Source organism: Candidatus Levibacter sp. Uisw_134_01, assembly GCF_047717795.1.
Lineage (GTDB): Bacteria > Pseudomonadota > Alphaproteobacteria > Puniceispirillales > Marisalimonadaceae > Marisalimonas.
Genome location: NZ_CP159808.1, coordinates 988,842 through 1,009,386, shown reverse-complemented (window position 1 = coordinate 1,009,386; position 20,545 = coordinate 988,842). Strand labels below are relative to the sequence as shown.

Here is a 20,545-nt window from a genome sequence, read left to right as displayed (position 1 = left end):
ATTATTTATTTTTTTTTAATGGAAAGTTAATAATAAAATTTGTTAACCCTGGTGATGATGTCACATCGATAACAGCCCCCATGTCATTAAGTCCACTTGCAACTATAGATAAACCTAATCCTTTACCTTCTTTTTTAGATGAGATGAAAGGGTCAAAAATATTTGGAAGTAAAGATTTAGTAATACCTGAACCATAATCTATAATTTCAATTTGTAATGGAAGACTTGAAGGAACTTCTTCATGAGAAAAAGATATTTTTTTATCTGAGTTAAAACTAGTTTTAATTTTTATTTTGTCGGTATTTGAAGCTGCTTCACAAGCATTTTTTAATAAATTAAGAAAAATTTGAATTAGAAGGTCTTTATTAGCATAGATGTGTGGAAGAGAAGGATCAAAAGACTCTATATATTTAATATTTGAGCCAAAACTATTTTGTGCAACACGTTTACAATGGTTTAAAATTTCATGAACATTCAAAAATTCTTGATCTTTAATTACATCGTTATTGTTTATTTGTTCCATTCTATTTAACAATGAGACAATGCGATCGCTTTCAATATTTATAAGAGAAGTTAACTCTTTAACATTTTTATCGCTATTTAAGTCACTCTCTATTAATTGAGAAGCTCCTTTTATACCAGCAAGTGGGTTTTTTAATTCATGCATTAACATATCAATCATAGAAGAAAATGATTTAGATATTTTTGAATTTATTCTTTGTGATTGAAACATCTCAGATACTGTGAGTTCACTTAATTGAAAAATTATTTGATTACTATCGAACGATAGTGGAACTATATGAGCTCTCACCTTCCTGTTAGGAAAATTGATATTGCTAAAATCCAAACTTTCTTCAGTTAAACCTTGCTTAGATTTTCTTACTCTTGTTAAAAGGATACTAACTGGTGAATCTTCTGGTATTAAATTATATAAAGAAGACCCAATAATTAAGTTTGCACTATGCCCAAAAAATTCTTCGCCAATTGAATTTATATAAACAACATCATCATTTTTGTTTACTAAAAAAACTGGAGTTCTAAGTTCATTTAAAATACTATTAATCATTAAAAATATAAATCTTATTAAATATTTATTAATTATAATAAATATGACTAAAATTTATACAATAATTTCAATTTATGAAGTTTATTATAATTTATGCCTAATTATTAACCATTATCGGAGTTAATATTGAATATTAAAGTTGAAAACGTAACTGTAATTTTATTAGCAGGTGGTACGGGAAATAGATTTGGCTCTAAAACAAGCAAACAATTGATAAATATTAATAATGAGACATTAGTAGAATTTTGCATTAAAAATTTAAAAGAAAAAATAAACAAAATTAAAATATTAATCGTATCTAATAGCAAAGATTTTAATTCAATTAAGGAAATTGCTACTAAACATAATCTATTGGATCCAATTATTGGAGGTGAAAATAGACATGAAAGCGTTTACAGAGGACTTGTTTCATTAAAACTATCACCACCTAAATTTGTTTTAGTACATGATTCTGCTAGACCATTTGTATCAAGAAAAGTGATAAATGATTTGTTAAACGAAGCAAAAAAAAACAGTACTTGTGTGATCCCAGTATTACCTTTAAGTGACTCTTTAAGGACAGTAAATAAAAATAAAATTACAAAAGTAGAGAGCAGAAAAAATAAATTTTTAGTGCAAACACCTCAATTATGCAATTATAAGAAGTTATTAACAGCTCATGATAATGCCACGCAGATATATGATGATGAAAGTTCTCTTTTAATGAGTAAAGGAACAAAAATAACGACAGTAGAAGGTGACCCAAGGATTTTAAAAATTACTTATGAAAATGATTTTAAATTATTGAAACCCTATTTAACTAATAATATTAAATATATTACGATGATTGGTAATGGATTTGATATTCATAGGTTTGACTTAAAAAAAGATAATATCAAAAATTTTATTACATTAGGAGGAATTAATATTCCCAACACAAACTCCCTTATTGGTCATTCTGACGCAGATGTTTTATTACATGCTATAACAGACAGTATATTAGGAGTTGTTAATGAAGGTGATATTGGTAAACTTTTTCCTCCTTCAGATTTAAAATGGAAAAATAGCGATAGCTCAACTTTTTTAATACATGCATCTAATCTTTTAAACAAAAAAAACGGTAAGATTAATAATATAGATGCAGTTATAATATGCGAAAAACCTAAAATTTTAGATTACTCAGATTTGATGCAAAAAAACATTGCTAGAATATTAAATATAAATCCTAAGAGAATTAGCATTAAGGGTAAAACTTCTGAGAGTATTGGGTTTATAGGTCGACAAGAAGGCATAGCTGCAATGGTAAACACATCTATAAGAATGATTGATGATATATTAGATGATTAGTAAGAGTAATATTTTAATATTTTTGGCTAAGATTGCTGAAGTGTATCCAATTGGTATTGTTAAATATGCACCAGGAACTTTTGCATCTTTTATAGCTATAATTATAGGATTTAACTTAATATCAAGTTTAGGTGTTTTAAATTTTTTGTTTATTACTTGTGCATTAATATTGTTAGGCTATTTTTTCTGTGAAATCCACATAAAGGTATATAAAAAAAAAGATCCCAAAGAAATTGTAATAGATGAGTTTGTAGGTCAATTTATTGTTTTATTTGCTACTATTCAATCTGAGAATATATTTTATAACTATTCATCACTTACATTATCATTTTTGTTGTTTAGATTTTTTGATATTACCAAAATTGGACCAATCAAAAAATTTGAATCATTACCAGGCGGCTTCGGTATTATGGCTGATGATGTAATTGCAGGTTTATGTGCATTTCTTGTTCAATGTGCTATTTTAACTTCACTTAACCAACAAATTTTAATTAAGACATTATGAGTTTAGAATGTGGAATAAAATAAACAAAGAATCAGAATTCTTATTTAATCAATGTACGCAAAAAAATATCAATGTAACTGCAGCTGAAAGTTGTACTGGTGGTATGATAGCATCATCCATAGTATCTATAAATGGCTCTAGTAATATTTTTAAATCTAGCATAGTTACTTATTCAAATTCTATGAAATCAAAGTTATTAAACATTCCATTAAGTATAATTGAAACAAATGGCGCTGTGAGCGAACAAACTGCATACCATATGGCATTAAACGTGTTGTCATTAATGAAAGCAGATATATCTATTGCAGTTACTGGTATTGCAGGTCCAACGGGCGGGAGCATTAATAAACCAGTCGGTTTAGTATGGATAGCAATAGGTACTAAAATAAAAGTATTTCAAAAAAAATATTTACTTAATGGAAATAGACTTGAAATAAGACAAAAAACCACATTAGAAAGTTTAAAGTTTGCTAATAAAATTATAAATGATTACATTTAGTTGAATTATATAAATAATTTGCTCTGCTTTCAAAAGCCTTAACCATTTTTTTAACGGCCTCTGAGAATAAAGATTCCATAACTGTTTGTAAAAAAATAGATTTGAACTTAAATTCAACCATAAATTCAATTTCGCACCCGGCACTATTCTCCTTAAATAACCAGTAATTATAAAGATATTCAAATGGCCCATCTTTATAATTTACAATTATTTTGTAATTATTTGGGTCAAGTAATATTTGGGAAGAATAAACCTCTTTATAAATCTTGAAGCCTATAATTAAATCTGCGTCAAATTCATTTTGAAGCAAATTTTTTACCCTAGCGCCTAAACACCAAGGTAAAAATTCTGGATATTTCTTTACGTCAGATACAAGATTATATAAATTTTGAGGTGTATGATTAATTATACGTTTTTCTTCATGCTTCATTAATTAACAATCTCTGAAACCTTCGAATTAAATTTTAAATACCTTGCCTCTTTTAATCTTTCAAAATCTTCACTTGCATGAAAGCTACTTCTTGTCAGTGGTGATGACGACACAACTAAAAAACCTTTAGAAAGAGCGGTTTTTTTATATAAAGCAAATTCACTTGGATAAACAAACCTATCAACTTTATGATGCTTAATAGTGGGTTGTAAATATTGGCCAATAGTCAAAAAATCTATGTTTGCTGACCTCATATCATCCATTACTTGGAAAACTTCACTTTTATCTTCCCCTAACCCAACCATAATGCCTGATTTAGTAAAAATTTTAGGATCTATGTCTTTAACTTTAGATAATAAATTTAAAGAATGGAAATATCTGGCTCCTGGTCTGACTGATGTGTATAGCCTAGGTACTGTTTCAAGGTTGTGGTTAAAGACATCTGGCTTTGCGTCAATAACTTTTTCTAATGCACCATCTTTTCGAAGAAAATCAGGTGTTAAAATCTCAATGGATGTATTTGGAGACAAGCTTTTAATATCTTTGATTGTATTTACAAAATGTTCAGCTCCCCCATCATCTAGATCGTCTCTATCAACAGAAGTGATAACTACATGGTTTAAATTTAACTTGGCTACTGATTGAGCCACTCTGAAAGGTTCAGTCAAATCAAGCCCCTTAGGCTTACCTGTTGTAACATTACAAAATGAGCATGCTCTAGTACAAGTATCCCCCATAATCATCATTGTAGCATGTTTTTTTGACCAGCAATTACCTATATTAGGACAGCTTGCCTCTTCACATACTGTAACAATACCTAAATCGTCTAACAAACCTTTGGTTTCATCAAATATTTTTCCAATAGGTGCCCTAACTTTTAACCAACTTGGTTTAGAAGGAGAGATATTATCAGGCTTATTAATTTTTTCTGGATGCCTTATATTTTTTTTTTCATTTAAATTCTTTAACATTGCAATCTTCTACAGAGACTTAATAATGTATTGCTTGATTGTATGCATCTAATACCGATTCGTGCATACCTTCGGATAACGTAGGATGAGGAAAAACAGTATGCATCAATTCATGTTCTGTGGTTTCTAATTTTTTAGCTATTGAAAAACCTTGAATTAATTCAGTTACTTCTGGCCCAACCATATGCGCTCCAATTAACTCACCATTGTCATCATTAAATATGGTCTTAATTAGTCCTTCAGAATCTCCTAACGCAATTGCTTTACCATTTCCAACAAAAGGAAACTTACCTACTTTAATATTTAATTTTTGAAGATTGGCTTTTTTTTCTGTTAATCCAATAGATGCAACTTGAGGTCTGCAATAAGTACATCCTGGTATTGATGATTTATCAATAGGATTAAGATTTTTGTAACCAGCAATTTTTTCTACACATAAAACTCCCTCATGACTAGCTTTATGAGCTAGCCACGGACCTTCTGTAACATCTCCTATTGCGAATATACCTTTTTCATCCGTTTCAAGCCATTCATTTGTAATGATGTGACCTTTATCAATTTTAATATTAAATTTTTCTAAACCTAAATTTTCAGTATTTGCTATAATTCCAATAGCTAAGATTAATTTCTCAGAAGTTATAGTTTCAATTTTACCATCACATATAATTTCAGCAGAGACGTTTTTATCAAACGTTTCAACTGACTTAAGGGTAGTATTTGTTTTTATATTTATTCCTCTTTTAACGAAATTAGTCTCAACTATTTTTGATATATCTTCATCTTCATTAGGCAGAATTGATGGAAGCGCTTCTACTATAGTTACCATAACGCCTAAATCATTATAAAAAGATGCGAATTCCATACCTATAGCACCTGAACCAATTATAATCATTGATTTTGGTAACTTTTTAGGTATCATCGCAGATTTATAATCCCAAATATTTTTACCATCAGATGATACAAAAGGTAGATTTCTTGATCTAGCACCAGTGGCAATTATAACATTTTTTGATGTCATTAAAATATCTTTACCTTTAGCCTTAGTTTTAACCGTTTTTAAGTCTGAAGACCCTTTAACTAAATGTGCAAAACCTTCAAAAACTTTTACTTTATTTTTTTTCAAAAGATGACTAATACCAGCTGATAATTGAGAAGCTACTTTTCTGGAGCGCTTGGTTATTTTATCTATATCCATTTTAATATTAGAAACAGAAAAACCAAATTCATCAACATTATCCAACATATGTTTAATTTCACTAGCTCTTAAAAGAGCTTTTGTTGGAATACAACCCCAATTTAGACAAATACCACCCAAATGCTTGTCTTCAATTAAAGCAACTGACATTCCCAATTGAGATGCTCTAATAGCAGCCACATAACCGCCGGGGCCACCACCAATAACTATAATATCATAATCACTATTAGACATAAATATTTCCTATAACAACATTAAGGATGGGTTTTCAATAAAGTCTTTAAAAACTGATAAAAACTGTGCCCCTACAGCACCATCTACAACTCTGTGATCACATGATAAAGTCACAGTCATAATACTAGCTATAGTTAATTGATCATTGATAACTATTGGCCTCTTTTCACCTGAACCAACAGCTAAAATTGCTCCCTGAGGAGGGTTAATTACTGCTGAAAACTCTTTAATTCCATACATACCCAAATTTGATATTGAAAAACTACCTCCAACATATTCCTCTGGTAATAATTTTCCATCTTTAGCTTTATTAGCAAGAAGCTTCATGTCCTCAGATATTTCCAAAAGGCCTTTTGATTGAACATCTTTTATAATAGGTGTAATTAAACCACCATCAATTGCAACAGCAACAGATATGTCAGTATTATTAAAATATCTAGTATTTTCATTTTCCCAGCTAGCATTGGCTTTAGGAACTTTAATTAATGAAGAACTAGCAGCTTTAATTATCATATCGTTAACTGAAATTTTATACTTATCATTAGATTTTAAATTTATCATACTCCTAATTTTCAGAAGTTGATCTATATTACAATCTAAAGAAAGATAAAAATGTGGAGCCTCGTTTTTTGACTTAACCAAGCGTTCAGCTATAGTTTTTCTCATAGAACTGTTTTTTATAAGTTCAGAATTATTATTATTTGATATAATTTCGTTTTGTAGTAAATCTTTATTATTATTAAATTTTTCGATATCAGCCTTTAATATACGTCCATTTGGACCCGAACCATTAACTAAACTTAAATCAACATCCCTTTGTTTTGCCATTCTTTTTGCTAAAGGCGAAGCAAATATTCTAGTTTCATTATTTTTAAGATTTTTAATGTTTATATTTGTATCCAAATTAATTTTACTGGTTTTATCTGAGCTGAAATTTAATTTTTCTTTACTCTCTATTTTTTCTATTTCTTGGACACTTTCAGTCGGAGGTACTTTTTTTATACTTTTAATGTCAGACAAGTTTTCTCCGTCTAAGAGTAATATAGCTATTGGTTCGTTTACTTTTACAGATACCTGCCCTTCATGAACTAAAATTTTACCAATAGTTCCATCATCTATAGATTCAACCTCCATAGTTGCTTTATCTGTCTCTATTTCTGCAATTAAGTCACCAGAAGTGACAGTATCACCTTCTTTTACTAACCATTTAGATAAAGTGCCTTCTTCCATAGTTGGACTAAGTGCAGGCATCAAGATATTAACACTCATTTCTCTATATCCTTAACTTTTATTACAAACATTAATGCAAGAATTCACAATATCATCAACTTGAGGTAAGGCTAATTTTTCTAGGTTTGCTGCATAGGGCATCGGCACATCTTTACCAGTTACTCTAGTAACAGGAGCATCAAGCCAATCGAAAGCATTTTCATTTATAACTGCAGATATTTCAGAACCAATACCAGAAAATGGAAAACCTTCTTCGCAAGTTACTACTCTATTAGTCTTTTTAACTGAATTTATTATTGTTTCTGTATCTAATGGACGTAGAGAACGTAAATTAATAACTTCTGCATCAATACCTTTATCGTTTAAAATTTCTGCCGCCTCTAAAGATTTTCCAACCATAATTGAGAAAGAAATTATAGTTACATCTTTCCCTGATTTTTCAATATGAGCTTTTCCAATTGGCAAAGTGAAATCTGAACCATCTGGACAATCAAAAGACTGACCATACATAACTTCATTCTCTAAAAATATAACAGGGTCTGGGTCTCTAATTGCAGATTTTAGTAGACCTTTAGCGTCAGCACTCGACCAAGGAGTTACAACTTTCAAACCAGGACAATGTGCATACCAACTAGCATAACACTGACTATGTTGGGCTGCAACACGAGAGGCTGCGCCATTAGGCCCTCTAAAGACAATTGGACAACCCATTTGACCACCCGACATGTAAAGTGTTTTAGCTGCAGAGTTAATAATTTGATCCATAGCTTGCATAGCAAAGTTAAATGTCATAAATTCTACAATAGGTTTCAAATTTCCAAAAGCAGCGCCTATTCCAACTCCTGTAAAACCATGTTCTGTTATTGGCGTATCATAGACTCTTTTATCTCCAAATTCATCTAGAAGGCCCTGAGTAACTTTATATGCACCTTGATACTCTGCTACTTCTTCACCCATGACAAAAACATTATTGTCATCTCGCATTTCCTCTGCCATTGCATTTCTTAAAGCCTCTCTTACAGTAATAAAACTTGAATTTGAGTCAGTTTTTAAAATCTGTTTATCCTTATTTTTAGTAGGCAATATAGCTTTTTCTATATAAGGATTTTCAGCAATATTTTTTATTGTTGGATGCGGGGCTTCATTAGAACCTATCAAAATTGCTATTGGTGTATTAACTTTTACACCTTCTGTTCCCTCTGATATTAAAATTTGTCCAATTTGACCTTCATCAACTGCCTCAACTTCCATTGTTGCTTTATCAGTCTCAATTTCAGCTAATAAGTCACCTGAGTTTACTATATCACCCTCACTAACAAGCCATTTTGAAAGTGTGCCTTCTTCCATTGTTGGGCTAAGGGCAGGCATTAATATTTCGATACTCATTAATTCACCATTAATTAATTGTTATGTCAGTAAACAGCTCTGCTTCAGAAGGCTCTAAAGATTCTTGAGCAAAAGTCGCAGCATTTCCAACAATTGACTTAATTTCTGTGTCAATAACTTTTAAACTGTCATCTTTTAAACCGAATTTAACCAATATAGATTTAATATTATCTATTGGATCAGAGTTTTGTCTAATCTCATCAACTTCATCTCTTGTCCTATATTTAGCAGGATCTGACATCGAATGGCCTCTATATCTATAGGTTTTCATTTCTAGAATATATGGCCCTTTTCCAGATCTACAATAGTCCATAGCTTTTAAAGCTGCATCTCTTACAGCTATAACATCCATGCCGTCAACAATATCTGCAACTATACCATAAGCTTTACCTCTGTCAGATAAATTATCGCCAGCTGAAGATCTGTTAACCGATGTTCCCATCCCATACTTATTATTTTCAATAACAAATATAACTGGCAATTTCCAAAGAGCCGCAATATTATATGATTCATAAACTTGACCTTGATTAGCTGCTCCATCTCCAAAATATGTAATTGCAACGTTTTTATTACCATTGTACTTATGTGCGAAAGCTAAACCTGCTCCAATGGGAACTTGAGCTGCAACAATACCATGGCCGCCAAAAAAACCTTTTTCTCGACTAAACATGTGCATTGAACCGCCTTTACCTTTTGAATAACCGTCTTCTCTACCAGTTAATTCAGCCATTACACCTTTAGGGTCCATATCACAAGCTAACATATGACCATGATCTCTATAAGATGTAACAACGCTATCACCCTCGATCTGAACTGATTGAATACCTACAACTACTGCCTCTTGACCAATATATAGGTGACAAAAACCTCCAATTTTTCCCATTCCATATAATTGACCAGCTTTTTCTTCAAATCTTCTAATCAAAAGCATTTTTTTATACATATTTTGTAATAAATCTAAATCATAGTTGTTTTTCGATGAAACTATAGATTTTTTAGAAGTGTTTTTATTCATATTGAACCTTACAACTTTTATTAAAAGAATAGATAACTCAGACAATCATTTTAGCAAATAACTAAATTTAATTCTAACAATAAATTAAGTTATTTAGTAATCTCGATAACAATTTGATCAGAATGAATTAGACCGAGTGAGTTTTGTACGATTTCAGAGATGATATCTGGGTCAAGTTTGTCATCTCTAAGTAATTCAATTTCAGATAGGGTATATTTTTTTTTATCAGAAAAAATTATGAGCTCTTGTTTAGCCACATTTATTTGATGATTTAATTCAAATATTTTCCAAACGGATCTATTACCAAAAAAAATATGAGACATAAAAAAACAGAAAATAATAAAACTAAAAAAAGTCATTAAATTAAATATTATATTTTTTCGTATCCAATATTTAAACATATAAAAAAATTAACCCTCAATTAAAATTATTAAAAAAATCTAAACCAAAATAATGACCTTCTATACCTAAGTTTTCTTCAATTCGTAACAACTGATTATATTTTGCTGTTCTATCACTTCTTGATAATGAACCTGTTTTTATTTGACCTGCATTAACAGCAACAGCAAGATCAGATATAAAAACATCTTCGGTTTCACCAGATCTATGTGAAATAACAATCCCAAAATTAGACTTTTTTGCCATTTCAATTGTGTCTAATGTTTCAGATAATGTTCCTATTTGATTTAATTTAATGAGAATAGAATTAGCTGATTTATTTTCAATACCTGTTAACAATCTATTCTTATTGGTTACAAACAGATCATCTCCAACAATTTGCACTTTATTACCAACAAGGTTAGTTAATTCCTTGAAACCAGACCAATCATTTTCATCAAATGGATCTTCAATGGATATAACTGGAAATTTGTTACAAATATTTTCCCAAAATTTTATAAGTTGGTCACTATCTAACTTCTTATTTTCACCTTTTAATGTGTAGCAACTATTATTATACAATTCACTTGCAGCTGCATCAATTGAAATAAATACTTCTTTTCCTAATTTGTAACCACTTTGATCAACTGCTTCGGAGATATATGAAAGAGCATCACTGAGATTTTTAATGTCCGGAGCAAAACCACCCTCGTCACCAACCGCTACTGAAAAACCTTTTTTAGACAAAATACCTTTTAAATTATAAAAAATTTCTGTACCTGCTCTTAGAGCATCTGAAAACTTAAAAAACCCAACTGGCATAATCATACATTCTTGAAAATCAAGACCATTATTAGCATGAGCTCCCCCATTTATTATATTCATCATTGGCACAGGTAAAGTATTAGCTCTCATTCCTCCAATATATTTCCAGAGGGGCAAATCTAAAGATACAGAGGATGCACGCGAAACAGCCATTGAAAATCCAAGCATAGCATTAGCACCCAATCTACTTTTATTTTCACTGTTGTCTAATTCAATCAAATCGTTATCAATAATTTTTTGATTATATGGATTATATCCAGAAAATGTATCACATATTTCTGTATTAATATTATTAACAGCTTTATGAACACTTAAACCATTAAAGTTTTTATTATCACCATCTCTAAGTTCAAATGCTTCATATTCACCCGTTGAAGCTCCTGATGGAACAGCAGCGCGCCCTAGAGAACCATCTGATAATGTTACGTCAACTTCTAAAGTCGGGTTGCCTCTACTATCTAGTATCTGTCTTGAAAAAATATCAGAAATTTGAACCATTGTAACCCTTGTAAAAACTATAATTTAATAATCTTATCTATCTTAACTAATTTTGAAAGCATTTGTTTTAGTTCAGATAATTTTAACATATTTGGTCCATCGCTTGGAGCATTTTCGGGATCTTCATGCACCTCAACAAATAACCCCGCGATACCAATGGAAACAGCAGCTCTAGATAAATAGGGAACAAATTCTCGTTGTCCACCTGAAGTTAAGCCTAAGCCTCCTGGTTGTTGAACAGAGTGGGTTGCATCAAAGATGACTGGAAAACCATATTGAGACATTTGGGGTATAGATCTCATATCAGATACTAGTGTATTATAACCAAATGAAGTCCCTCTTTCAGTTAATAAAATTTTATTATTTCCATTTTCTGAGACCTTTTTAATTACGTTTAACATATCCCATGGTGCTAAAAATTGACCTTTTTTAATATTCACAATTTTTTGTGTTTCAGCTGCGGCAATTAACAAATCTGTTTGGCGACATAAAAATGCAGGAATTTGAATAACATCAACAACAGATGCAACTTCTTTGCATTGATAGCTTTCGTGAACATCAGTAATTAAAGGGAGATTAAAAGTTTCTTTAACTGAAGATAAAATTTCTAAACCTTTTTTAAGACCAACACCTCTTTTTGAAGATGAACTAGACCTATTAGCTTTATCAAACGAGGATTTGTAAACTAACTTAATCTTTAAGCTATCACAAATTTCTTTAATTTTCCCAGCATGATCAATGGCGTGATTTTTATCTTCTATTGAACAAGGACCTGCTATAAGAAAAAAAGGATGTTTATTAGAGACTTCAAAATCATAAATATTTACAGTATTTTGTTTCATATTTAACATTACCAAAACGTATAAAACATTACAACAAACGTGAATTATTTAAAGCAGCCTCAATAAAAGAGGAAAAAAGTGGATGTGGATCGAAAGGTTTAGATTTTAATTCAGGGTGAAATTGAACGCCTATAAACCAAGGATGAGAGGGAATCTCAAGGATTTCTGGAAGAGTCATACTTGGAGACATTCCAGAAAAAATCATTCCATGCTTTTCAAAATCTGAATTAAACTCATAATTAACTTCATATCGATGTCTATGTCTTTCTGATATAATGTCTTGATTGTAAATTGATTGAACAAGTGTACCCTTTGACAATTTACAATCATATGCTCCTAGTCTCATAGTTCCGCCTAGATTGGAATCTTTGTTTCGCTTTTCTATACCTTTATTTGATTGCCATTCAGTTAAAAGTCCAATTAAAGGAAAATCAGTCTTTCCAAATTCTGAAGAAGAGGCATTTTTAAATTTTAAAATATTTCTTGCAAATTCAAGAACAGCCATTTGCATTCCAAAACAAATACCAAAAAATGGAATATTATTAACTCTAGCATAATTAATTCCATTTATTTTACCTTCTGATCCACGAAAACCAAAGCCACCAGGAACTATGATTCCGTTTATATCTTTGAAGACATTATTAATATTTAATTCTTTGTTTTCTAACTCCTCAGAGTCAATCCATTTAATTGATACATTTACTTTATTAGATAGACCTCCATGAAAAATAGATTCAATTAATGATTTATAAGCATCAACCATTGATGTGTATTTTCCAACTATTCCAATGTTAACTGTGCCTTCTGAAGTTTCTTGTATTTTATTGATATTTAACCAACGGCTTAAATCAGGCTTTTTATCTAAATCCAAATGAAAATGCTTACAAATTTGATTATCAAGACCTTGATTGTGGTAAGAAATTGGAACATGATAAATAGATTTAGCATCCAAAGCTTCTATAACAGATTCAGGCTTCAAATTACAAAAAAGAGCAATTTTAGACTTTTGTTCTTCTGGTATTTCAACTTCTGTTCTACAAAGTAAGATATCTGGCTGTATACCCATTCCTTGGAGTTCTTTAACAGAATGTTGAGTAGGTTTAGTTTTTAGTTCACCAGCAGTTTTGATAAAAGGCAATAAAGTAACATGAAGAAAACATGTTCTTGAAAAACCAAGTTCGTTTCCCAACTGTCTTATTGCCTCTATAAAAGGTAAAGATTCTATATCCCCTACAGTACCACCTATTTCACAAAGCACAAAATCTTCATCGTTTATATCGGATAAAATGAATTCTTTAATTGCGTCCGTAACATGAGGAATAACTTGTATAGTAGCTCCTAAATAATCACCCCTTCTTTCTCTAGAAATTACATTTGAATAAATTTTACCAGTTGTAATGTTATCAGAATTCTTAGCAGGAACTCCTGTAAAACGCTCATAGTGACCTAAGTCCAAGTCTGTTTCAGCCCCATCATCTGTGACGTAACACTCACCATGTTGATAAGGACTCATTGTGCCAGGATCAACATTTAAATAAGGATCTAATTTTTTTAATTTAACCTTGTAGCCTCTTGCTTGTAGAATTGATCCAAGACAGGCTGAAGCAAGACCTTTACCCAAGGAGGAAACAACACCACCAGTTATAAAGACAAGCTTTACTGTTGAATTAATCATGTCAATCCCTGACAATTAATTACCAAGAGGAACACTTGGTTTTAAAGGTTCATTTTTTTCAATCGATTTTTCAACTTCTTTAACTATAGATGAAGAATTATTAGAAGTTGATAATAAGGCTAGTAATATCGATGTTAAGAAAAAACAAGCACCAAGAAAAGCTGTTAATTTTGTCATAAAATTAGCAGTTCCTCTAGCAGTCATAAAACCACCGCCAGAACCGCCAGAACCGCCTATACCAAGCCCACCCCCTTCACTTTTTTGAAGCAAAACGGCACAAATTATACAACATGCTAAAATTATATGAATTGTTAATATAAGAGTAATCATGAAAATCCTTAATTATTTGAAAAATATAAGTTTAAGTGTTTAACGGTTGAATGGTAAATTGCAAGAAAATCTTTTGGATTAAGACTAGCTCCACCTATTAAAACACCGTCAACTTCATTAACATTTAAAATATCAGATACATTGGAAGGATTTACTGACCCTCCATATATTACTTTTATACTATTATTAAACTTTGAGGATATTACTTGTTTAATATGTTTATGCATTTCTTTGATTTCCGATGAACTCGGTATTTTTCCAGTTCCAATTGACCAAATTGGCTCATATGCTACAAAAATATTTTCAAAAGAAGATGGTACAGATTCGATAAGTTGTTTCTCAATAAAGTCTAATGCTGTTCCTGATTCACGATCTTTTAAAGTCTCACCGACACATATAATCGGAATAAGATCTGACTTTATTGCAGCTGATGTACATTTTTGAACATATAAATTACTTTCATTATTGTTAATTCTTCTTTCAGAGTGACCTACTAAAACATATTTGCATCCTATGTCTTTAAGGGAAGTTGGAGAAACCTCACCAGTAAAAGCACCACTAAATTCGTGATAACAATTTTGAGCACCAATTGATATTGGTAAACATTCAATTCGTGTATTTAGATAATTTATATAAACACTGGGTGGAAAAATACATACATCTAACTTGTCATGAAACTCGTTAGATTGTAAAAAATTACTGAATTGATCAATTTCAAACTTACCCAAATTCATTTTCCAATTAGCAGCAATTAGCATTAAAGTCTCTTTAAGTTTTAAAATAAAACATTTATTTTTTATATTTGATAGTATAGTAAAATATAACTTAAAATTATACAATGATAGGCAAAAAAATATGTTAAGATCACTTCGTAATCAAACTCAATCAATTTTTTTTAAAATTTTTTTAGGATTTTTAGTTTGTGGCTTTGCTTTATGGGGTGTTGGTGATTTAACTGGGGGTGCTAATAACAAACCTGTTCTTTCAGTTGAAAATAAAGAAATATCAATGGAAGAGGTTATTTACGAGCTAAATAAATTAAGATACTCCCTACCCCAACGACCATCTTTACAAGATACTTTAAAAAATGGGATACTTCAAAACGTATTAAATAAATTCGAACAAGAAATACTTATTAATAAAGAAGCAGATTTTCTTAACTTACATGTTCCATTATCTGTTCAAACTAAAGCTGTTAGAAATGAGAGTGCTTTTAAAAATCCACTTGGAAAATTTTCAGAAAATAAATATTTTCAATCTCTTAATAACGCCGGTTTAACAGAAAAGAAATACCTTGAAATGATTCAAACAGAAGGAAACTTTAAACAAATTTCAATGCCTTTTCAGTTTAATCACACTTATGACAACAAAATTGTTAAAGCTATAATTGATTACCAAAACGAAGTTAGAGATATTGAATTTGAATTCATGAAATACTTAAATAAAAAAGATATTCAACAGCCTGAGATAAAAACTTTAGAAGAGTTTTTTAGAAACAATAAATCGCCCTATGTTTTACCAAAGACAAGAGATATTAAATATATTGAAATAAAACCATCTGATTTTCACGATCAAGTAAAAATTACAAAAAAACAAATTGATGATAAATATGAAATCAATAAATCAAACTATATAACAGCCGAAAAAAGAGAAATTTATCAAATTATATCTCAAGAAAAAAATAAAGTTGATGAGCTTAGAAAATTAATAAATGACGGTACACCATTCCAAACTGCGGCGTCAAAGATATTTAATCTTTCCAAAGATGATATAAGTTTAGGCTTACTTACTAAAAAAGAGTTACCTGACATAAGTGCAGAACCTTTATTTTCTGGTAAAAAAAATGATGTAATTGGACCTTTAAAAACTGAGTTTGGTTTCAATGTTTACAAGATTGTTAATATTATTCCTAAAACTGAAATAAAATATGAAGATATTATTAAAGACATTAAACTAAATCTGTTAAATGAATTATCTATTGAAATACTATATGAAAAACTTGATTTGATTGAAGATTTAATAGCCGAAGGTAATAATCTAGAAGAAATTACTAGATCTGATATATTTAAAAATAAAATATTTGTAAAACAACTCAATAAGGTTTCTGAGGATAGTTTTTTGTATTCATATACTAAAAACAAAACTTTTTTTAATAAAGGTGAAGACTTTTTAAAAAATATTTGGATGACTAAATTAAATGAAACAAGTGATATAATTGACTTAAAAAACGATACTTATGCAATAATTCAAGTAATAAAAGAAAACAGTAAAGAAATGTTGGCTTTTGAACAAGTAAGACAAAAAATCTTAGATAAATGGACCTCAAATGAAGTTGTAAATCAAACTAAAGCAAAATTAAAAAAATTAATCTTATCAAAAAATGAAAATCTTAAGTCAAATGGAACCATTAAAAGAAATCAGAAAAGTTTAAAAAACTTTTCTGACAACTCATTGATTTTTAATATTTTTGAGATAGACAATAAAGATATAAACTTTTTAAATACAGTTGATGGCGTTATAGCTGTTAAAGTTAAAAACCGTAAAGTTGATGATTATCAAAAAAATATTGAAATTAATAATAATCTAAACCTTTCTTTATCAAAGAGTTTTTTTAATGATTATTCTAATTACTTTATTAAAAACTTAGCAACCAAACATAAACTAGTAAGAAATTATAATGATTTAGAAAATTTCTTATTAAATACTGAAGTTCAGTGAAAGAGCTATAAATTTTTATTAAGTAAATTAGTTCCTTGTTTTAACAAATTTAATGCCTTATCGATCTCATCAGAAACACATTCTTCTTCATTTGTTGATTTGTTCTTATTTTGCTCAATAATAAAGTTTACTGCACCTTTGATAGTAAATCCATCAACATATAGTAGTTTTTTAATAAACAATAAAAACTTTATGTCTGAAGACGAATAAAACCTTCTACCACTAATATCTTTTTTAGGATTAAGTGAAAGAAATTTTTTTTCCCAGAATCTTAAAACATGGGAACGTACTCCAATTAAATCAGCTGTCTTAGATATAGTGAAATATGAGTTATCGTCATACATAAAAAAACATCAATATTATTTAAATTTTGACTTTAAAACATTTGAAGAATAAAATGAAACAACATTTCTAGGCTTAATCGGAACATCAATACCTGTTTTAGGATTTCTTCCCATTCTCATTTTTTTATGCTTTACCTTAAAAGTACCAAAAGAAGAAATTTTAATATCATGTCCACTTTCAAGTTCTGTTAATATAAAATCAAATATATTTTCAATCATTTCAGAAGAATCATTTAAAGATAAACCCACTTTATTACTGATTACTTCAATTAAATCATTTCTGGTTAAAGTTTTATTCATTCTAATATATTAGTCTAAATTTCGTAAGATTAAAGTAATTTTTTTATTTTTATGGTTTACCATACCTAACAACTGAAGCACCCCAGCTTAAACCTCCACCAATAGCCTGAAACCCAATAAGATTACCATTTATAACTTTATTGTTATTTATAGCATAATCTAGAGCCAATGGAATTGAAGCAGCTGAGGTGTTACCATGATGCATTACTGTTGAAATTACTTTAACAGGATCAATTTTTAATCTATCAGCAACAGCTAACAAAATTCTTTGATTGGCCTGATGTGGAATCAACCAATCTATTTGTTTTATATTTTTATATGATAACTTTAAAGCTTCTTGAAATGACAGAGATAATTTTTCTACTGCGTGCTTGAATATTTCTTTCCCTGCCATTTCAATAAATCCAATTTTTTGATCTGTAGAAACTCCCCCATTAGTTTTTAAAAGATCATAATACTCTCCGTCAGAGTGAATTACATTAGATAAAATTCCCCAATCATCAAGTTTATTATCAATATTTTCTTTGTTTTCTAATATTACTGCGCCTGCTCCGTCACCAAATAATACAGCTGTAGATCTATCTTTCCAATCAAGAAGTTTAGACATTGAGTCTGCTCCAATAACAAGACAATTTTTATAGTTATTATCTTTCATCAATGACTTAGCTACGGATAGAGCAAAAACAAAACCTGCACAAACTGCTTGAATATCAAACGCAGCACCCTTAATATCTAATTTTTTTTGAACCATTGTTGCAGTTGAAGGAAATGTATTATCAGGTGTTGTTGTAGCCACAATTATTAGGTTTATATCATCTTTGTCTAAAGTAGAATTTTCGATAGCTTTTAAAGCAGCGTATAAAGCTAAATCAGAAGTAGTTTCATTCTTTGATACAAAATGTCTATTTTTAATACCAGATCTTTTAGATATCCATTCATCAGAAGTGTCAATAAATTCTGAAAGCGCATCATTTGAATATATATTATTGGGAAGGTAAGATCCTGAACTTGTTAAAAGTATCTTATTAGAAATCATTATTAATCCTAAAAAACAGTTTAAAAATTTAAATTTGATTTACTTATTTTATTTTTCAAATCTGAAATAAACTTATGTTGAACCATATCTACTGCCACCCCAATAGCATTAGCAAACCCAAAAGCGTCCGTTCCACCATGACTTTTAACGGCAACTCCATTTAATCCCAGAAATACAGCTCCGTTATATTTTCTAGGGTCCATTTGCAACTTAAAGTTATTAATTGCTTTTTTAGCAAATAAATATCCAATCTTAGAGCTTAAAGAACTAGAAAATGCGCCTTTTAAATAAGATGTAACAAGTTGCGCTGTTCCTTCTGCAGTTTTTAAAGAAATGTTTCCGCTAAAACCATCTGCAACAATTACATCAGATAAACCTTTCGCTATTTTATCACCCTCTATAAATCCTTTATAATTGATTTCATTGTTTAAAGAATATAAAACTCTGGATGCTTCTTTAATATAATCAAGACCTTTTTGTTCTTCCTCTCCTACATTCAGAAGAGATACACTAGGGTCTTTAACTCCCATCACGATCCTGGCAAATGCTTGTCCCATGAACGCAAACTGAACTAAATTTTTGTAATCACATTCAATATTTGCTCCTAAATCTAACATACAGCTTTCACCATTAATTGTTGGAAAACAAGCGGCAATAGCAGGCCTGATTATTCTATCAATTGGCCTTAAAATCAATTTAGACATAGCCATTAAAGCGCCAGTATTACCTGCTGAAACTATTGCATCAGCTTTTCCAGATTTTACTAACTGTATTGACATACCCATTGAAGAATTTTTACCATTTCGTAATGCAGTGCTTGGCTTATCAGATGAATTAATTACTTCATTAGTATGAATTACATTAGAAAAAGAAGACAGATTTAAAGCTTTTGTAAGAGGATTTAATTTAGTTTGATCTCCAAAAAAAGAAAAAATCAAGTTAGGATAACGTAATTTAGCTTGTGCTGCACCGTTAATTATGATGTCTGGAGCATAATCACCACCCATAGCGTCCAAGGATATGTGGATAGGCTTGGTCAAAAAAAACTCCATTAATTATTTTGAATTGTAAAAATGTTATAATTTATTAACAATTTCAGTTAACTAATGCAAATTATTAACATTTAAAAATTAATAATACAAAATTTAACAATCAAATTTCAGGGAATTTTAGTTTATTTAAAGAAAAGTAATCTTCTTTTTTATTAGAAAATAAAAGATATACTTTTTTACAATAATTACTAAGAATATCTGGATAATTTATATAATTATCAAGGTTGCGATATACGTTATTAGCTATGGATTTCTTCAAAGATTGAAAATCTTTGTTTTCTAAGCTCTCACAATAAACTTTTTGACGACCCATATATGATTGAACCATTTTTTTAATTTTTATATTAACACCTGCATCACCTGCACCTACTTCCCGTAAACTGAGATCAAGGTCTAGAAAAATTTTATCAAATAACATTTGTGATAATAATTTGCCTTTAGTACCAGATTGATTAAGGAAAAATATTACAATAACTGAAAACAAAACCAAAAGATCAAATCTACCATCTATAGTATCTGGAACAGATAATTTTGTATAAAAAGACTTGTTTCGTGAAATTAATACAACTTTTTCGTATATGCCATCAATTAAAGCTTGGTTTTCTGAGTTAGCATTGAGATAAGAGTTTAAAAACATTTATATATATGTAATGACGTGATATAAAAAAAATATAATCTATAACAAAATTG

Annotated in this window: 22 protein-coding genes; 4 read left to right on the top strand and 18 right to left on the bottom strand. The window is 29.8% G+C overall.

The annotated features are described in order from the left end of the window. Window position 1: 1 nt before the first annotated feature. Window positions 2–1,066 (bottom strand): two-component system sensor histidine kinase NtrB, encoded by a 1,065-nt coding sequence (locus ABXT66_RS05320; RefSeq protein ID WP_443644625.1) that lies wholly within the window; start codon window positions 1,064–1,066, stop codon window positions 2–4. Window positions 1,067–1,192: 126 nt separating this feature from the next. Here ABXT66_RS05320 and ispF point away from each other — a divergent pair, with 126 nt between their 5' ends. The 3 genes from ispF to ABXT66_RS05305 are packed head-to-tail and all read left to right on the top strand — an operon-like array spanning window position 1,193 to window position 3,396. Beyond that, complete coding sequence (ispF, locus tag ABXT66_RS05315) at window positions 1,193–2,392, top strand: 2-C-methyl-D-erythritol 2,4-cyclodiphosphate synthase (RefSeq protein WP_443644624.1); 1,200 nt, start codon at window positions 1,193–1,195, stop codon at window positions 2,390–2,392. Further along, on the top strand, window positions 2,385–2,897 hold the full coding sequence (locus ABXT66_RS05310; protein WP_443644623.1) for a phosphatidylglycerophosphatase A family protein: 513 nt from the start codon (window positions 2,385–2,387) through the stop codon (window positions 2,895–2,897). The genes ispF and ABXT66_RS05310 overlap by 8 nt, the downstream gene beginning before the upstream one ends. 7 nt (window positions 2,898–2,904) lie before the next feature. Further along, window positions 2,905–3,396, top strand: coding sequence for a CinA family protein (locus ABXT66_RS05305; protein ID WP_443644622.1), 492 nt, complete (start codon window positions 2,905–2,907; stop codon window positions 3,394–3,396). On the opposite strand, the gene ABXT66_RS05300 is transcribed toward ABXT66_RS05305, so the two are convergent. The 12 genes from ABXT66_RS05300 to tpiA form a co-directional block, all read right to left on the bottom strand. Continuing rightward, complete coding sequence (locus ABXT66_RS05300) at window positions 3,377–3,826, bottom strand: type II toxin-antitoxin system RatA family toxin (RefSeq protein WP_443644621.1); 450 nt, start codon at window positions 3,824–3,826, stop codon at window positions 3,377–3,379. The two genes, ABXT66_RS05305 and ABXT66_RS05300, sit on opposite strands and share 20 nt — an antisense overlap. Beyond that, window positions 3,826–4,797, bottom strand: a complete 972-nt coding sequence (gene lipA / locus ABXT66_RS05295) for a lipoyl synthase (protein ID WP_443644620.1) — start codon at window positions 4,795–4,797, stop codon at window positions 3,826–3,828. The genes ABXT66_RS05300 and lipA overlap by 1 nt, the downstream gene beginning before the upstream one ends. 19 nt (window positions 4,798–4,816) lie before the next feature. Next, window positions 4,817–6,226: a dihydrolipoyl dehydrogenase gene (gene lpdA / locus ABXT66_RS05290; protein ID WP_443644619.1), complete on the bottom strand. Its 1,410-nt coding sequence runs from the start codon at window positions 6,224–6,226 to the stop codon at window positions 4,817–4,819. Between the two features lie 9 nt (window positions 6,227–6,235). Next, window positions 6,236–7,495, bottom strand: a complete 1,260-nt coding sequence (locus ABXT66_RS05285) for a pyruvate dehydrogenase complex dihydrolipoamide acetyltransferase (RefSeq protein WP_443644618.1) — start codon at window positions 7,493–7,495, stop codon at window positions 6,236–6,238. 12 nt (window positions 7,496–7,507) lie between these two features. Beyond that, window positions 7,508–8,842, bottom strand: coding sequence for a pyruvate dehydrogenase complex E1 component subunit beta (locus ABXT66_RS05280; RefSeq protein WP_443644617.1), 1,335 nt, complete (start codon window positions 8,840–8,842; stop codon window positions 7,508–7,510). Window positions 8,843–8,852: 10 nt separating this feature from the next. Then, complete coding sequence (gene pdhA / locus ABXT66_RS05275) at window positions 8,853–9,857, bottom strand: pyruvate dehydrogenase (acetyl-transferring) E1 component subunit alpha (RefSeq protein WP_443644616.1); 1,005 nt, start codon at window positions 9,855–9,857, stop codon at window positions 8,853–8,855. 89 nt (window positions 9,858–9,946) lie between these two features. Beyond that, on the bottom strand, window positions 9,947–10,180 hold the full coding sequence (locus tag ABXT66_RS05270; RefSeq protein WP_443644615.1) for an FtsB family cell division protein: 234 nt from the start codon (window positions 10,178–10,180) through the stop codon (window positions 9,947–9,949). A 94-nt stretch (window positions 10,181–10,274) separates the two neighbouring features. Next, the gene (gene eno, locus ABXT66_RS05265) at window positions 10,275–11,558 is read right to left on the bottom strand and encodes a phosphopyruvate hydratase (RefSeq protein ID WP_443644614.1); all 1,284 of its coding nucleotides are present in this window, start codon (window positions 11,556–11,558) and stop codon (window positions 10,275–10,277) included. 17 nt (window positions 11,559–11,575) lie between these two features. After that, a complete protein-coding gene (kdsA, locus tag ABXT66_RS05260; RefSeq protein WP_443644613.1) occupies window positions 11,576–12,400 on the bottom strand; it encodes a 3-deoxy-8-phosphooctulonate synthase in 825 nt (274 codons plus the stop codon). Window positions 12,401–12,428: 28 nt separating this feature from the next. After that, complete coding sequence (locus tag ABXT66_RS05255) at window positions 12,429–14,075, bottom strand: CTP synthase (protein ID WP_443644612.1); 1,647 nt, start codon at window positions 14,073–14,075, stop codon at window positions 12,429–12,431. 15 nt (window positions 14,076–14,090) lie between these two features. Then, complete coding sequence (gene secG, locus ABXT66_RS05250) at window positions 14,091–14,405, bottom strand: preprotein translocase subunit SecG (RefSeq protein ID WP_443644611.1); 315 nt, start codon at window positions 14,403–14,405, stop codon at window positions 14,091–14,093. A gap of 8 nt (window positions 14,406–14,413) precedes the next feature. Continuing rightward, window positions 14,414–15,163 (bottom strand): triose-phosphate isomerase, encoded by a 750-nt coding sequence (tpiA, locus tag ABXT66_RS05245; RefSeq protein ID WP_443644610.1) that lies wholly within the window; start codon window positions 15,161–15,163, stop codon window positions 14,414–14,416. Window positions 15,164–15,260: 97 nt separating this feature from the next. On the opposite strand from tpiA, the gene ABXT66_RS05240 reads away from it, so the two are divergent. Continuing rightward, entirely contained in the window at window positions 15,261–17,123 is a 1,863-nt protein-coding gene (locus ABXT66_RS05240) for a SurA N-terminal domain-containing protein (RefSeq protein ID WP_443644609.1), read from the top strand. Between the two features lie 5 nt (window positions 17,124–17,128). Here the strand turns inward: ABXT66_RS05240 and ABXT66_RS05235 are convergent, their stop codons facing one another. The 5 genes from ABXT66_RS05235 to ABXT66_RS05215 all read right to left on the bottom strand — a co-directional run bounded on the left by ABXT66_RS05235 (window position 17,129) and on the right by ABXT66_RS05215 (window position 20,492). Beyond that, window positions 17,129–17,467, bottom strand: coding sequence for a MerR family transcriptional regulator (locus ABXT66_RS05235; RefSeq protein ID WP_443644608.1), 339 nt, complete (start codon window positions 17,465–17,467; stop codon window positions 17,129–17,131). Window positions 17,468–17,482: 15 nt separating this feature from the next. Further along, on the bottom strand, window positions 17,483–17,767 hold the full coding sequence (locus tag ABXT66_RS05230; RefSeq protein WP_443644607.1) for an integration host factor subunit alpha: 285 nt from the start codon (window positions 17,765–17,767) through the stop codon (window positions 17,483–17,485). A gap of 49 nt (window positions 17,768–17,816) precedes the next feature. Then, the gene (locus ABXT66_RS05225; RefSeq protein WP_443644606.1) at window positions 17,817–18,803 is read right to left on the bottom strand and encodes a beta-ketoacyl-ACP synthase III; all 987 of its coding nucleotides are present in this window, start codon (window positions 18,801–18,803) and stop codon (window positions 17,817–17,819) included. Between the two features lie 20 nt (window positions 18,804–18,823). Continuing rightward, window positions 18,824–19,843 carry a phosphate acyltransferase PlsX gene (plsX, locus tag ABXT66_RS05220; protein WP_443644605.1) on the bottom strand — a complete coding sequence of 340 codons (1,020 nt, stop codon included), beginning with the start codon at window positions 19,841–19,843 and terminating at the stop codon, window positions 18,824–18,826. Window positions 19,844–19,955: 112 nt separating this feature from the next. Beyond that, window positions 19,956–20,492: a ubiquinol-cytochrome C chaperone family protein gene (locus ABXT66_RS05215; protein ID WP_443644604.1), complete on the bottom strand. Its 537-nt coding sequence runs from the start codon at window positions 20,490–20,492 to the stop codon at window positions 19,956–19,958. Window positions 20,493–20,545: the final 53 nt, after the last annotated feature.

Coding starts and splice junctions, on each gene's coding strand:
- ABXT66_RS05320 (WP_443644625.1), bottom strand. CDS start 1,066: ATGATTAATAGTATTTTAAATGAACTTAGAACTCCAGTTTTTTTAGTA.
- ABXT66_RS05310 (WP_443644623.1), top strand. CDS start 2,385: ATGATTAGTAAGAGTAATATTTTAATATTTTTGGCTAAGATTGCTGAA.
- ABXT66_RS05305 (WP_443644622.1), top strand. CDS start 2,905: ATGTGGAATAAAATAAACAAAGAATCAGAATTCTTATTTAATCAATGT.
- ABXT66_RS05300 (WP_443644621.1), bottom strand. CDS start 3,826: ATGAAGCATGAAGAAAAACGTATAATTAATCATACACCTCAAAATTTA.
- lipA (WP_443644620.1), bottom strand. CDS start 4,797: ATGTTAAAGAATTTAAATGAAAAAAAAAATATAAGGCATCCAGAAAAA.
- lpdA (WP_443644619.1), bottom strand. CDS start 6,226: ATGTCTAATAGTGATTATGATATTATAGTTATTGGTGGTGGCCCCGGC.
- ABXT66_RS05285 (WP_443644618.1), bottom strand. CDS start 7,495: ATGAGTGTTAATATCTTGATGCCTGCACTTAGTCCAACTATGGAAGAA.
- ABXT66_RS05280 (WP_443644617.1), bottom strand. CDS start 8,842: ATGAGTATCGAAATATTAATGCCTGCCCTTAGCCCAACAATGGAAGAA.
- pdhA (WP_443644616.1), bottom strand. CDS start 9,857: ATGAATAAAAACACTTCTAAAAAATCTATAGTTTCATCGAAAAACAAC.
- ABXT66_RS05270 (WP_443644615.1), bottom strand. CDS start 10,180: ATGTCTCATATTTTTTTTGGTAATAGATCCGTTTGGAAAATATTTGAA.
- eno (WP_443644614.1), bottom strand. CDS start 11,558: ATGGTTCAAATTTCTGATATTTTTTCAAGACAGATACTAGATAGTAGA.
- kdsA (WP_443644613.1), bottom strand. CDS start 12,400: ATGAAACAAAATACTGTAAATATTTATGATTTTGAAGTCTCTAATAAA.
- ABXT66_RS05255 (WP_443644612.1), bottom strand. CDS start 14,075: ATGATTAATTCAACAGTAAAGCTTGTCTTTATAACTGGTGGTGTTGTT.
- secG (WP_443644611.1), bottom strand. CDS start 14,405: ATGATTACTCTTATATTAACAATTCATATAATTTTAGCATGTTGTATA.
- tpiA (WP_443644610.1), bottom strand. CDS start 15,163: ATGCTAATTGCTGCTAATTGGAAAATGAATTTGGGTAAGTTTGAAATT.
- ABXT66_RS05240 (WP_443644609.1), top strand. CDS start 15,261: ATGTTAAGATCACTTCGTAATCAAACTCAATCAATTTTTTTTAAAATT.
- ABXT66_RS05235 (WP_443644608.1), bottom strand. CDS start 17,467: ATGTATGACGATAACTCATATTTCACTATATCTAAGACAGCTGATTTA.
- ABXT66_RS05230 (WP_443644607.1), bottom strand. CDS start 17,767: ATGAATAAAACTTTAACCAGAAATGATTTAATTGAAGTAATCAGTAAT.
- ABXT66_RS05225 (WP_443644606.1), bottom strand. CDS start 18,803: ATGATTTCTAATAAGATACTTTTAACAAGTTCAGGATCTTACCTTCCC.
- ABXT66_RS05215 (WP_443644604.1), bottom strand. CDS start 20,492: ATGTTTTTAAACTCTTATCTCAATGCTAACTCAGAAAACCAAGCTTTA.